General features: G+C 53.0%; 14 protein-coding genes. 12 read left to right on the top strand and 2 right to left on the bottom strand.

Annotated features, from left to right (window positions below; all coding sequences use genetic code 11):
• Window positions 1–59: 59 nt before the first annotated feature.
• Complete coding sequence (gene aspS, locus REIFOR_RS05100; RefSeq protein WP_100256535.1) at window positions 60–1,832, bottom strand: aspartate--tRNA ligase; 1,773 nt, start codon at window positions 1,830–1,832, stop codon at window positions 60–62.
• Between the two features lie 138 nt (window positions 1,833–1,970).
• Here aspS and REIFOR_RS05095 point away from each other — a divergent pair, with 138 nt between their 5' ends.
• A complete protein-coding gene (locus tag REIFOR_RS05095) occupies window positions 1,971–2,549 on the top strand; it encodes a lytic transglycosylase domain-containing protein (RefSeq protein ID WP_100258702.1) in 579 nt (192 codons plus the stop codon).
• 13 nt (window positions 2,550–2,562) lie between these two features.
• Here the strand turns inward: REIFOR_RS05095 and REIFOR_RS05090 are convergent, their stop codons facing one another.
• Window positions 2,563–2,853 (bottom strand): acylphosphatase, encoded by a 291-nt coding sequence (locus REIFOR_RS05090; RefSeq protein ID WP_227003765.1) that lies wholly within the window; start codon window positions 2,851–2,853, stop codon window positions 2,563–2,565.
• A gap of 272 nt (window positions 2,854–3,125) precedes the next feature.
• Between REIFOR_RS05090 and REIFOR_RS05085 the strand changes: the two genes are divergently transcribed.
• The 11 genes from REIFOR_RS05085 (at window position 3,126) to REIFOR_RS05035 (ending at window position 13,768) form a co-directional block, all read left to right on the top strand.
• Complete coding sequence (locus REIFOR_RS05085) at window positions 3,126–4,595, top strand: hypothetical protein (RefSeq protein ID WP_100256533.1); 1,470 nt, start codon at window positions 3,126–3,128, stop codon at window positions 4,593–4,595.
• 226 nt (window positions 4,596–4,821) lie between these two features.
• Entirely contained in the window at window positions 4,822–6,243 is a 1,422-nt protein-coding gene (ccoN, locus tag REIFOR_RS05080; RefSeq protein WP_100256532.1) for a cytochrome-c oxidase, cbb3-type subunit I, read from the top strand.
• A 16-nt stretch (window positions 6,244–6,259) separates the two neighbouring features.
• Window positions 6,260–6,865 (top strand): cytochrome-c oxidase, cbb3-type subunit II, encoded by a 606-nt coding sequence (gene ccoO, locus REIFOR_RS05075; protein WP_100256531.1) that lies wholly within the window; start codon window positions 6,260–6,262, stop codon window positions 6,863–6,865.
• Between the two features lie 2 nt (window positions 6,866–6,867).
• Window positions 6,868–7,044 carry a cbb3-type cytochrome oxidase subunit 3 gene (locus tag REIFOR_RS05070; protein ID WP_100256530.1) on the top strand — a complete coding sequence of 59 codons (177 nt, stop codon included), beginning with the start codon at window positions 6,868–6,870 and terminating at the stop codon, window positions 7,042–7,044.
• Window positions 7,041–7,931 carry a cytochrome-c oxidase, cbb3-type subunit III gene (ccoP, locus tag REIFOR_RS05065; protein ID WP_100256529.1) on the top strand — a complete coding sequence of 297 codons (891 nt, stop codon included), beginning with the start codon at window positions 7,041–7,043 and terminating at the stop codon, window positions 7,929–7,931. Before REIFOR_RS05070 ends, ccoP begins: the two co-directional genes overlap by 4 nt.
• A gap of 92 nt (window positions 7,932–8,023) precedes the next feature.
• A complete protein-coding gene (gene ccoG / locus REIFOR_RS05060; RefSeq protein WP_100256528.1) occupies window positions 8,024–9,427 on the top strand; it encodes a cytochrome c oxidase accessory protein CcoG in 1,404 nt (467 codons plus the stop codon).
• A gap of 13 nt (window positions 9,428–9,440) precedes the next feature.
• Window positions 9,441–9,947 carry a FixH family protein gene (locus REIFOR_RS05055; RefSeq protein ID WP_100256527.1) on the top strand — a complete coding sequence of 169 codons (507 nt, stop codon included), beginning with the start codon at window positions 9,441–9,443 and terminating at the stop codon, window positions 9,945–9,947.
• Window positions 9,944–12,343, top strand: a complete 2,400-nt coding sequence (locus REIFOR_RS05050) for a heavy metal translocating P-type ATPase (protein WP_100256526.1) — start codon at window positions 9,944–9,946, stop codon at window positions 12,341–12,343. Before REIFOR_RS05055 ends, REIFOR_RS05050 begins: the two co-directional genes overlap by 4 nt.
• A 2-nt stretch (window positions 12,344–12,345) precedes the next feature.
• Window positions 12,346–12,531, top strand: coding sequence for a cbb3-type cytochrome oxidase assembly protein CcoS (gene ccoS / locus REIFOR_RS05045; RefSeq protein WP_100256525.1), 186 nt, complete (start codon window positions 12,346–12,348; stop codon window positions 12,529–12,531).
• Complete coding sequence (locus tag REIFOR_RS05040) at window positions 12,521–13,165, top strand: sulfite exporter TauE/SafE family protein (RefSeq protein ID WP_158524293.1); 645 nt, start codon at window positions 12,521–12,523, stop codon at window positions 13,163–13,165. Before ccoS ends, REIFOR_RS05040 begins: the two co-directional genes overlap by 11 nt.
• Before the next feature lie 3 nt (window positions 13,166–13,168).
• Window positions 13,169–13,768, top strand: coding sequence for a gamma-glutamylcyclotransferase family protein (locus REIFOR_RS05035; protein WP_100256523.1), 600 nt, complete (start codon window positions 13,169–13,171; stop codon window positions 13,766–13,768).
• Window positions 13,769–13,830: the final 62 nt, after the last annotated feature.

The following is a 13,830-nucleotide window of genomic DNA, read 5'->3' as shown; positions in this document are numbered from 1 at the left end:
AGCAAAAAGGAGCGCTAAGGCTCCTTTTATCATCTATTTCAGCAGCCCTTCGGCTCCACCTAGGTGTCCGAAGCGGCTTTACGAACGCGTATATGCAATTCCTTGAGCTGCTCCGGCTCGACCTGACTCGGCGCACGAGTCATAACACAGGCCGCAGTTTGGGTTTTCGGGAAGGCAATAACCTCTCGAATAGAGTCCGATCCAGTCATCAACATGACCAGGCGGTCCAAACCGAACGCCAAACCGCCATGCGGTGGCGCACCGAAGCGCAAAGCTGCCAGAAGAAATCCGAACTTGTCTTCTTGCTCTTCCTTGTCCATTTTCAAAACATCAAAAACAGCATTCTGCATTTCTTCATTGTGGATACGAATAGATCCACCGCCGAGCTCCATGCCATTAAGGACCATGTCGTAAGCGCGCGACAACGCGGCCTCCGGATTGGCCTTGAGTTCCTCAATGGTACAGGACGGCATGGTAAAGGGATGGTGCAAGGCATTCAGGCGCACGTCGCCATTTAGCTCAAACATTGGGAAGTCGACCACCCAAAGCGGTGCCCAAGCCTTGGTGTAGAGATCCAGATCGGCGCCGATCTTGCAGCGCAAAGCACCCAAGGCATCGTTGACGATCTTGGCTTTATCGGCACCAAAAAAGATCAGATCACCGTTCTGGGCGTCGAGCCGTTCTAATAAGGCTTTGCGCACTTCTATTGGTAAGAATTTCACAATCGGTGATTGCAGGCCCTCTTCCAGATCCGTGAGATCATTAACCTTGATATAGGCCAAGCCCTTGGCACCATAGATACCGACAAACTTGGTGTAATCATCGATTTGTTTGCGCGTCAGGCTATTACCACCGGGAACTTTCAAGGCGGCAACACGGCCTTGGGGGTCGATCGCCGGGCCGGAAAATACCTTAAACTCAACACCTGCCATCAGATCACTGACCGTAACCAGCTCCAGGGGGATACGCAGATCGGGCTTATCACTGCCGTAACGCTCCATGGCTTCGGCGAAAGCCATTCTCGGAAAGTCGTCAAATTCAACATCGAGAACTTTCTTAAACAGTTCGCGGATCATGGTTTCGGTAATGCCCATGATGCCTTCTTCGTCCATAAAGGACGTTTCAAGATCTATCTGGGTAAATTCCGGTTGTCGATCGGCGCGCAAATCTTCATCGCGAAAACATTTCGCAATTTGATAATAACGGTCAAAACCGGCTACCATCAACAACTGCTTAAAGAGTTGCGGCGATTGCGGTAAGGAGAAAAACGAGCCGGCATGGGTCCGCGAGGGCACCAAATAATCGCGCGCGCCTTCGGGCGTTGCTCGGTTCAGGATGGGGGTCTCGATGTCAATAAAGCCCTGATCTTCCAAGGACCGACGAATGGCCGAGGTGATGCGCGCGCGCAGTATCAGCTTTTGCTGCATTTCCGGACGGCGTAAGTCCATATACCGGAACTTGAGGCGGACGTCTTCGCCCACATCCGAATAACCATCGAGCGGAAACGGCGGCGTCTGGGCCTTGTTTAATACGCTAATGCTACGGCCAAGCATTTCAATTTCGCCGGTACCCATGTTTTTATTGCTGGTACCCTCTGGCCGGGCGCGCACCAGGCCAGTTATTTCAACCACATATTCGCTGCGCACTTTATCGGCGGTGGCAAAACTGGCCTCAGCATCCGGGTCAAAAACCACCTGTAATATGCCCTCACGATCGCGCATATCAAGGAAAATTACGCCGCCATGATCACGACGACGATGAACCCAACCAGAAACGGTCACGGTTTGATCAATATGAGAGCTATTCAGCTCTCCACAATACAGGCTTCGCATGGTTTTTCCCGATCCAAGTAGTCAATTCGCAAAAAGGGGAGCAGTGTACAAGTAAACGTCGCAAGAAATAACCTGTCCGTGCCCAAACCCTCACATCTGTTACTATATAATTGATTGATTTGATTAAAAATGCGTCTAATGGCTATATTTTCTAAATTTATCGCACTGCTAGGCAGCCTTGCGCTCGCCTTAACCGCAAACCTCGCCCGGGCGGATGCCGTCGACAACGAGTTGGCTGCCGCCCTGCGCAGCGCACTGAACCAGCCAAACTCATTTGCAGACCCCTATATTGGCCAAGTCTGGCTCGCCAGCATGTCCGAGCCGCTGAGCAGGTGGCTGCCGGATGCCCAACAACGGTTAATTTTATTGACTCAAATTCACCAGGAAGCGGTGCGGGTGGGACTCGAGCCCGGTCTGGTTTTGGCGCTGATTCAGGTTGAGAGCGCCTTTGATCCCTATGCTATTTCCTACGCGGGTGCACGCGGGATGATGCAAATCATGCCGTTCTGGAAACAAGAAATTGGCCGCGAAAATGACAATCTAATGGATACCGCCACCAACCTGCGCTACGGCACGACTATCTTGGCGCATTACTTGCGCATCGAAGACGGCAGTCTAGTTCGCGCCCTGGCACGCTATAACGGCAGTCGCGGGCAAACCTGGTATCCGAAACGGGTACTCACCTATTGGCGTAACTATTGGCGTTTGAGTGACTAGATCGGCGACCCAATCAGCCACCGGTCATAAAGCCGGTCAAGCGTTGCGGCTCAGACGATTCGACGTCCACACCCAAGACCTGGGCAAAGGTCGGCCCAATATACAGGGCGGCAATCATCTCCTGCAATTGCACCTCCTCGCCACAAATCAATACCTCGACGCGGCCATCGGGTAGGTTCAGGGCATAGCCTTGCAAACCCAACTCTTTCGCCTTGCGTTTGCAAAAAAGCCGATAACCAACACCCTGGACCTTGCCAAACACCCAGGCTTTCAGACACTGTTGCATAGTTACCCTTGTTTGCATCTCATTTCGTGTCGATAAGCATACCAAAATTCGCTGCAATTTCTATGCTTTGCCCGGTCCAGCGTCTGGAGTCGACCTGGTAAGGCTTTGCACCAGCGCCGGATCGTCAGTTAAGACGTAAAAAAGAACCGTCCAAATACCTTACCAGGCCTAAGATCAAGGGGTACAGCGTTCGAACTGTGACTCAGTTTGCATCTAATACTTTAACTCCAGCAGCATTTTAAAAAAACGCTAAAGTATTAGCCAGCAAGTCGACTCTGGAGGAGTGACCCATGAGTATCGCCGCATTGCACCTTACCCTACCCAAGCAGAACCTCTACATTAATAAGGATGCGATTGCCCTATGCCGCGATGTATTGGTCAATCAGATACTCAACCCGACTGACTTTGCCGATCAATTCGATAAAATCCTAGCAACGCTACACAAGCTAAACCGCGCAGCTCTCAATGGTGATGTCCGCCTAAGCCTTACCGAAGGCTTAATTAACCACTTTTTAGTGTTTATCCGCCAGGTGCGATGCACCGAAGTCGCCTTGGATCTCAGGCAGCGGCGCGACTTGCCCGATCTCAATCGCGAGTTTGCCTTTGCGGCAAAACTGCTGTTGCGTGACGCGGCGCCCCATTCAAAAGAGGAGCTGGCCAATATTGTCTATTGGACCGTCTCGTCATTGGCGGAGCAGCTGCAAGACTTTAGTGCTCAATATCGCAGCCATCCGGGTTGTTTATGGGCTGAGTTAAACCGTCTCTACCAATTTGCTGAGTCCCATCTATTAACCGATTTTCAAAGCAACAAACCCGATCACCGCGATATTGCGAGTCGCTACAAGCAGGCCTTACTATTTCAAGCGGCCCAGCCGGAGCATCTAAACGATGAAGAACAACGCTTACTGGAGGGTTATTTGCGCAAGTGGTCATACCGCGGCCAGCTCGATCGACAGGAAAACCGAGCCTTTTACAGTCATAATTTTTACATCGATTTGGCGTCGCCGCTCGGAGCTCAATCGTCGAAAGAGATTCAGGCCCTGGCCAATAGCCGGAGTGTTCGAGTATTGGACCCCTCAGGACTGATGGACCAAGCTCGACAGAATATGACGCAGCTGCGCACTGGGTCTAGCGCCCAGCAGATCGGATTTCCGCTGCAGTGCGATAACATCGATGCCTTTATGGCGTTAAAAAAGGCGCTTATTGCCTGGCAGCAGGCCTCTAGTCGACGCTACGATCGCGCGCCCTGTTTGATGGCAGCGCGCACGGCCCTGGGCCTGAACACTATCTACCGCTATCTTCGATCGCCTCAAGCATCGCCCTCTAGGCTAATCAACAGCCATACCATTAACAGAAGTAAAATCGGCGCGTGCGTTAAGATTACGGCTTTGCAGGACGAGATGGGGTTGGTGTCGGTCGGTGATGTGGTTATGCATTACCCAGAATTTGACGCCAGCGGAGCGTTGGGCCTGGTGCGCTGGTTAAAACGGACCGAGGTGTCGATCATTTTCGGCTTCGAATTCATTCTCGGCAATCTGCAACCGGTCACAGTTAGGGCGCGGGACGGCATTACCCAAGCTCTGCTTATTTCGACTGCAGATAACGATTCGTTGATCACCTATAAGGGCTATTGTGCCAACAATATGGCCGTACACCTATATTATAAGCGCGACGGCATTTCGCTCGATGCACGCGCACAGTCCTTAATCCAGCGAGGTCAACACGTCGATCAAATTCGTCTGCAAAGAACCCGCCCGTGATGAAAAAATCCAGCTTATACTCCGTAATCATCCTACTTTTTGATGAGGACAATAGTGCCAAAATTCTAGTTTCGCAGCGGCCCTGAGCAGATCTATCTAAAACCCCTTCTCGTATCAAATGCACTTAGGTAAATATTGATTCAGGTCAATTGCATTAGGCAGATGCTGGCATCATACTTGCGCGCAAACCGCCTACCCCCTACCAATAACGATTGGAACCGCATAGATGAGTAATGCACTTCAAACCTCGCAATCTGCCGAAACTTACAATTACAAGGTCGTTAAACAATTCTCCATTATGACTATTGTCTGGGGCGTGGTTGGCATGCTGCTGGGTGTCATTATTGCGGCTCAAATGGCCTTTCCTGAACTGAACTTTGGGCCCTACTTCCATTTTGGTCGTTTACGCCCATTGCACACCAATGCGGTCATATTTGCCTTTGGTGGCTGCGCCCTGTTCGCAACTTCCTATTATGTAGTGCAACGAACCACCCAGGCACGTTTGGCCTTTGGTCAATTGGCGAGCTTTACCTTCTGGGGTTGGCAGGCGGTGATAGTTGCCGCAGTAATTACCTTACCTTTGGGCCTCACCGCCGGTAAGGAGTATGCCGAATTAATTTGGCCCATCGACATTCTGATCACCGTGGTTTGGTTGTCCTATTTGGCCGTTTTCGTCGGCACCATTATGAATCGTAAGATGCCGCATATTTATGTTGCCAACTGGTTCTTTCTTGCTTTTATTATTACCGTGGCGGTGCTCCATATCGTCAACAGTGCGGCCATGCCCACCAGTATGACCCATGCCTATTCGGCCTATGCCGGGACGACCGACGCCATGGTGCAGTGGTGGTATGGCCATAACGCCGTCGGGTTTTTCTTGACCGCCGGCTTCTTGGGCATGATGTACTACTATGTCCCGAAGCAGGCCGAGCGCCCGGTCTATTCCTATCGCTTGTCGATCGTGCACTTTTGGGCCCTGATTTCGGTCTATATGTGGGCCGGCGGCCACCACCTGCATTATTCAGCTTTACCGGATTGGGCTCAAAATTTGGGCATGGCGATGTCCTTGATTCTGTTGGCCCCGAGTTGGGGCGGCATGATCAATGGCATGATGACGCTCTCTGGTGCTTGGTATAAGTTACGCACCGATCCAATTCTGCGCTTTTTGGTGGTCTCCCTATCCTTCTATGGTATGTCGACCTTTGAAGGTCCGATGATGGCGATCAAAACCGTCAACGCCCTGTCTCACTATACCGACTGGACCATTGGCCATGTTCATTCCGGCGCCCTCGGCTGGGTTGCCATGATCACCATCGGCGCGATGTACCACACCATTCCCAAGTTGTGGAACAAAGAGCAGATGTACAGCGTGAATTGGATAAACGTTCACTTTTGGCTCGCCACGGTAGGCACCGTCCTCTACATCGCCTCGATGTGGGTCAATGGCATTATGCAAGGCCTAATGTGGCGCGCCATTAATGCCGATGGCACGCTGGCCTATAGCTTCGTGCAGGGTGTTGAACAAAGCTGGATGGGCTATGTGGTGCGACTCATTGGGGGTCTGATCTTCCTATCAGGCATGATCTTAATGGCTGTCAACGTATGGAAGACCATTCGTAGCGCTGATGCGTCACAAACCGCCGCATAAGGGAGAGATACCGATCATGAAACATGAAAAAGTAGAAAAAAATGTTGGTCTTATGGCTGTTTTCATCGCTATCGCGATCAGCTTCGGTGGCTTGGTTGAAATCGTGCCACTATTTTTTCTCAAGGACACAACCGAACCCGTTGCGGGTCTAGTACCCTTGACGCCGGTGCAGCTGGAAGGGCGTGATATTTATATCCGCGAGGGCTGTCATAACTGCCACTCGCAGATGATTCGACCCTTACGTGCCGAGGTTGAACGCTATGGCGAGTTCACTCAAGCGGGCGAGCTGATCTATAACCATACTTTCCAGTGGGGTTCCAAACGCACCGGACCCGATCTGGCTCGGGTTGGCGGACGCTATAGCGATGAGTGGCACAAGGCGCATCTGTTCGACCCGCGCTCGGTAGTGCCAGAGTCGAATATGCCGCGCTTCAACTGGTTATTTGAAGATCGTGTCAAGAGCGCCAAAACACCCAACAAGCTGCGCGCACTGCAACGTCTTGGCGTGCCCTATAGTACTGAAGACATCGCCACCGCCGCACAGCAGACCGAGGGAGTTAAGGAAATCGACGCCTTGGTTGCCTACCTGCAGCAGCTTGGCACCGTCATTACCGGACGATAACTATGGATATTAACGACTTACGTGCGCTTGCTACGGTGTTCACCACGGTGGCCTTCGGCGCAGTGTGTTTTTGGGCTTACAGCGGTAAAAACAAGCAGCGCTTCGATGAGGCGGCAAACTTGCCCTTTGCCGATGAACTGGATGCAGAGCAAGAGCGTATCAAGGGAGAACAGGAATGAGTACTTTTTGGAATGCCTACATCTTCGGTCTGACCGGCATTATGATTCTGGGCTTGATGGCATTGCTTTTCTTTACTCGCAGAATGCCCGGCGGTACCGATCCTGAAGAGACCACCGGCCACAGCTTTGATGGCATTGAAGAACTCAATAACCCAATGCCCAAGTGGTGGCTCAATTTGTTTTGGCTCACCATCGTATTTGGCCTCGGCTATATGGTGCTGTATCCAATCGGCAATTGGAACGGCTTGCTCAATTGGACCTCGGCCGGCCAACTCGAGGCAGAGACGAGCCAACACGATACCAAGTATGGCGAGTTTTTTGCGCGCTATGCGAGTGTGCCCGTTGAGGAGTTGCAGACTAATGATCAGGCCCTGCGCATGGGTCAGCAACTCTTTATGATTAACTGCGCCATTTGCCATGGCCAAAACGCCCAAGGCTACTATGGTTTCCCGAACTTGGCCGACGCTGACTGGCTCTACGGCGGCAGCGGCGACAATATTGAAACAACGCTGATCCAGGGTCGACGCGGTCAAATGCCCGCCTGGAAAGATACCCTAGGTACCACGGGAATTGCGGCGGTTACCGAATACGTGTTAGAACTATCTGGCAATGAGCACAACGACGCGCAAGCGGCGCAAGGCCAGGTTATTTTTGCGCAGATGTGCAGTGCTTGCCACGGTCAGGATGGGACCGGCTCGACGCTGATCGGAGCTCCTAACCTGACCGACAATATTTGGCTCTACGATCTACCTGATCAGGATCTGCGACGCGATGTCGTGACCACCCTGACCAACGGTCGAGCCGGTAACATGCCAGCCTGGATAGATATATTGGGTGAGCAAAAGGTCCACTTATTAGCGGGTTATGTTTACAGCCTGAGTAATTAAAGTGTATGGGAGGCCTGGCCTCCCTTCTCGTTGTCCACAAGCGCCTTTAGACTGGCGCTTGTGTATGATTTTCGCGGTCCAGTGGTCTCTTCATGTCTGAACACAAAACGTCTCAAGAACCATCCGAAATCATCATGACCGACTTATATCAATCCGCGGCCAAGATTTACATCAGGCGCATCCGGGGTTATTTTCGCAATCTAAGATTCTTTGGCGGCATGTTTTTATTTGCCGCCTACTTTGGCACCCTCTGGTTGAGCTGGGGGGATCGTCAGGCGGTGCTATTTGACTTACCGCAACGTCAATTCCATATTTTCGGCGTCACCTTCTGGCCACAAGACTTTATCCTTTTGTCTTGGGCGCTCATCATCTCCGCTTTCGCGCTATTTTTTATTACCGTTTTTGCCGGTCGCGTATTCTGCGGCTACACCTGCCCGCAGAGCGTTTTTACCTGGGTATTTTTGTTTATCGAGGAGAAAACCGAAGGTAAGCGTAACGCGCGCATCAAGTTAGACCGACAGGGTCTGAGCGGTCTCAAAATTCTACGTAAGGCCGCCAAACACCTACTCTGGGTCCTGGTAGCGCTGGCGACGGCGATCACCTTCGTGGGCTATTTTGTCCCGATCAAAGAACTCTTGGCGGATCTGGCTCAACTGTCTGCCGGTGGCTGGGTCATATTTTGGATCGCCTTTTTCACGCTGGCTACCTATGGCAATGCCGGTTGGTTGCGCGAACAGGTGTGCATCTATATGTGCCCTTATGCCCGGTTTCAATCGGTGATGTTCGACCGCGACACTTTGATTGTCAGCTATGACGCGGCGCGCGGCGAGTCACGCGGCGCACGGCGGCGTAATGACGACCCGGCCAAACTGGGCTTGGGCGATTGCATCGACTGCGACTTATGCGTCCAGGTGTGTCCGACTGGGATCGATATACGGGATGGGCTGCAGTACGAGTGCATTGGCTGTGCCGCCTGTGTGGACGCGTGCGACAGTGTGATGGAGAAAATGGGCTACGACACTGGCCTGGTGCGCTATACCACGGAAAACAAACTCGAGGGCATTCAGTCGAGCCTCATGCGGCCCCGCCTACTGGCCTATGCTGCGGCCCTGGTGTTGATGACCATTGCTTTTGCCTTGGTCCTAATCGCCCGGGTGCCGATTGAGCTGGATATCATCCGAGATCGTGGGGCGCTGCACAAGATGACCTCGGACGGTCTGATTCAAAACAGTTATTTGTTGAAGATCGCCAATATGACGGAACAGCCCCAAACCTTTGTGATCAGTGTTGACGGCTTATCGGGTTTAGCTTTTCGTTCATCGCAGCGGGTCCAAGTGCCCGGCGGGGATGCCGTGACGGTGCCCACCCTACTGGTGTTGCCAGCAGACCTAAATAGGCTGCCTACCAGCAAGATATACTTCTCCATCACCGGTGAAGAAGATCCCAAACTGGCAACGACCGAAGAAAGTCGATTCTTTGGCCCTGCCAATTTCTAACTCGGAGTAAGCTGTGTCAGAACTAGAAGGTCCTTGGTATAAACAATTTTGGTTATGGTTTATTGTCTCGCCGCTGCTGGTTGTCTTTGTGCTTGGCTTCACCATGCTTTATCTGGCGATCAAAACCAATGATGGCGTAGTGGTGGATAACTACTACAAGGACGGCAAGGGCATCTTTGTCCGTAAAGACGAAGATGCACTGGCCCGAGCGCAGAATTTGCGCGCGGATCTACTCTGGATCGATGATAAACTGCTGGTGACGCTCAGTGGCGATTTGACCCCCTTACCGGAGGCCCTCAGGCTATTATTTATCTTTCCAACGGCCAAGGCTGGCGATGTTTCAGTGCTGTTACAGCATCAAGGTTTGGGCCAGTACCAAGGGCGCCTGACCAAACCGGTTATCGGCAAGCGCCAACTGCAAATTCAACCGATCGGTGAAAGCGTCAATTGGCGACTGCACGGCTCGGGCATAGTCCCCCCCGCGTCCGCCTCGATGATTTTACTGCCCAAGCAACAATGAGCTCTACAAACTGCTTCCATTGTGGCTTGGTCAATCCGGACGAAGCCTTTGAACTCAATGTGCTAGGCGACGCTCGCTTTTTCTGTTGTCTGGGATGCCGCGCCGCGGCTCAAATGATAGTCGCGAGCGGCTTAGGCGAATATTATCGCTTTCACCAACCCGACCAACAGCCCGTCGACACCGCCCTGAGCGACAAACAACAACAGGCCTTATTAGTCTATGATCGTGATGATGTTCAGAATGAATTCACTACTCGGGCGAGCGATGGGCGCAAGACGGCGATCTTTTTAATTGAAGGCATCAGCTGTTCAGCCTGCACTTGGTTGATCGAAAAGCGCCTGCAACAATTGGCGGGGGTTAGCTACGTCGCGATGAATGCCGCGACCCATCGTTTATCGATTGAGTGGCAGCCTGGCGACGTCAAACTCTCCGATATTTTCAAAAGTCTGTTATTGATCGGCTATCGCGCAGCACCCTATCTGCCCGATGCGGCCGAACTGGCCCGAGCGCGCACCCAGCGGCAATTTATTCTGCGTCTTGGAGTTGCCGGAATCGGTATGATGCAAGCGATGATGAATGCCGTCGCGCTTTATTCGGGCGATATCAGTGACAGTCATGAACGCTGGCTGTGGTGGACCAGCTTGCTGCTGACCTTGCCGGTGATCCTTATTTCCGCCTGGCCCTTTTTTACCGCGGCCGGCCATGCCCTTAAGAACCGTCAATTGTCCATGGACGTCAGCGTCAGTATCGCGATCTTAAGTGCATTTCTGGCCAGTGTTTGGGCCACTGTTACCGGCCAGGGTGAGGTGTTCTATGAATCGGTCAATATGTTTACCTTTTTCCTCGTTCTGAGTCGATTTTTGGAATTTCGCGCTCGCACCCTCTCCAATGCGCAGGGCAATACCCTGGTCCGAGTTCTGCCAGCAACCTGCAGCCTAGTAGAGGGCGGCACGGTGCGTGAAACATCGATTCGCGACCTAATTGATGGCCAGATCATTCGGCTCTTAGCCGGCGAAACCAGCCCCTGTGATGGCACGGTGGTGCGCGGCCAAAGTGAATTTGACGAATCCAGTTTCAGCGGTGAATTCAGAGGTCGTGCGAAACAACTCGGCGATCCGGTTCTGGCGGGAACCATCAACCAACTGCAGTCGGTTGATATCCAGGTGCAGCATATGACCACCGGCAGCGCCGTTAATTTCCTGCAACAATTGGTCGATCGCGCCAGCGCTGAAAAGCCACGCATCGCCGAGCTGGCCGACCGGGGTTCACGCCAGTTTATCCTGTCGACTCTTTTGGTTTCGCTGCTGATTGGCCTGGTATGGCTGTGGCTCGATCCAGATCGGGCCTTCTGGGTGGTAATCAGTGTGCTAGTGGTCACCTGTCCCTGTGCGCTCAGCTTAGCAACCCCAACGGCACTGGCGCAATCCATGGCACAGCTCAAGCGCCAAGGCTTTGTGATAACCCGAGGTTATGTGTTGGAACGCCTGGCGCAATTGACTGAGGTGGCATTCGATAAAACCGGGACCTTAACTGAAGGCCGATTTGAGCTCAGCGACTTTAATCGCGATCCCAATGCCGATCGTTGGGCATTTTCCGAGGCGCGATTAAAATACATCTGTGGCGCGTTAGAACAGTACAGCGAACATGCTATGGCCAACGCCTTAAAACCCTTAACTGCAGAGTTCAGTGCATCGGCTCTGGTCATTGAGGCGGTCGAAACGGTTCCGGGCGCGGGCATCCAGGGGCAATCTGAACTGGGTTTATGGCGCTTGGGTTCGGCAGCCTTCACCCACCAAGACGAAGCGATACAGACCGAGGGGACTCGTCTCTACCTGACTTGTAATGACCAGCTAATGGCCACCCTAACCCTGACAGACCGACTGCGCAGCACGGTAGCGCCGCTATTTGATACGCTGACGGGATTACAGATCCGCAGCCATGTCTTGACCGGAGATGCCAACCCCCTAGCCGAGGCCAGATTGCGCACGGCCGGACTCAACGGCCAGTTTCTTGCTGGTTGTACACCCGGCGAGAAGTTAGCCTGGGTCGAACAGCGTGCCGCCAACTCTCTGGCAGTGGTCGGTGACGGCTTAAACGATGCACCCTTCCTAGCCGGTGCCTCGTTGTCTATTGCTATGTTGGAGGCAACCGATTTAACCAAGACCCAAGCCGATGTGCTGCTGTTCACCAACGACCTGCAAGTGATCGCCCACGCGATCGGTGTCGCGCGGCGCACCCAGAAAATTATTCGTCAAAACCTGGCCTGGGCGCTGCTTTACAATCTTATCGCCCTGCCGATCGCGGCCCTGGGATTGGTCGCTCCGTGGCAGGCCGCTATTGGGATGTCGGTGAGTTCACTGTTGGTGGTTGGTAACGCCAGTCGTTTGAGGAAATAGCTGTGGATATACTGTTACTCTTGATACCGGCAAGCCTATTTTTGTTGGCGGTTGCCGGACTGCTGTTTTGGTGGTCGGTGCGCAGTGGCCAATACGACGATCTGGACAGTCCAGGCCAGCGCATTCTGTTTGAGGATGACGACCATATGGTACCGAAGCCAGACAAGGAGCAGGATAGTGACGACTGATTTACTCGCCGCGTTCTTGATCGGCCTAGTGTCCGCGGGCCATTGCATGGGGATGTGTGGCGGCCTTATGGTAGCGGCCGGACTCAACTCAACTCGCCCGATTCTGACGGCCTATTATAGTATCGGCCGGGTCACCACCTATGTTTTCCTAGGGACGCTATTTAGCTACTTTGCCCACCTACTGCCCAGTCATACCCTGCCGTGGCTTAAGGTCTTGTCTGGTTTGCTATTAGCGTTAAGCGCGCTCTATTTTTTGGGGTGGAACCGATGGCTAAAGAATTTTGAACAGCTTGGCTTCCCACTGTGGCGACGTTTGCAGCCCCTAAGCAAGAAACTGCTGCCGATCGATTCGGCGCGAGCGGCCTATGGCATCGGTCTATTATGGGGCTTTATTCCCTGCGGACTGATTTACACCGCCGTCGCATTTAGCCTGGGTATGCCCAATGTCCTGCAGTCGGCTCTGGCCATGCTATTCTTTGGCTTAGGCACGCTGCCGGCAATGGTTGGCTCGGCGTTGATGGCCAACCGCATCCGACCCTGGTTGTACCATCCGAAAGTAAAGTTTGTGCTCGCCGGCATTATGCTCTTGTTTGCCGGCACCCTTTGGCTTGATGCCTACCAAAACCTGAGGTAACTGATGAATTATATATTCGGCTATGGCAGCCTAATTTGCTCCGATAGTCGCAGCCGAACCGGCGTGTCGGGACCGGCTCATCCGGTCGAAGTACAGGGCATTGCGCGCAAGTGGTCGGTCCATGTGCCAGATTATGCCGCGACGGCCGTGGGCGCGCACAGTGATGCGCATGCGCACTGCAATGGCGTGTTCTTTGCCGTCGATGAGGATAACCTGAGTCGTTTTGATGTCCGAGAACAGGGTTACCGGCGGATTCAGGTGCCATGGGCCTCGGTCGAGGCCATGAGCACCTCAGCATTGCCAGTATTGGGCACCTTATGGGCTTATGTCGGCACCAGTCAGGCCGCGCCGCATGCCGAGCGACCGATCATGCAAAGTTATCTGGATGTCATCCTCAACGGCTGCCTAAACTATGGTCCCGACTTCGCCCGGAGGTTCACCGAACTGACCGGTCAATGGCAACATTTGGTCGATGATCGGACCCAGCCAACCTATCCGCGCGCGCTGAAGTCGCATGATCGCCTGCCCGAAATCGATCAGGTGATACTCGAGCATCTGCCTGATTTATGGGCACAAAAACAACAATTGGCTCAGAAACCCTAAATAAATATACCGCGGCGTCGGGTCAATCTGGCTCTAAATGAGGTCTTTTTTGGTCAATTAGC

This window comes from Reinekea forsetii (assembly GCF_002795845.1).
In the GTDB taxonomy this organism is placed as follows: Bacteria; Pseudomonadota; Gammaproteobacteria; order Pseudomonadales; family Natronospirillaceae; genus Reinekea; species Reinekea forsetii.
The sequence above is the reverse complement of the archived record's forward strand: the minus strand, read 5'-3'. Positions and strand labels throughout refer to the sequence as shown.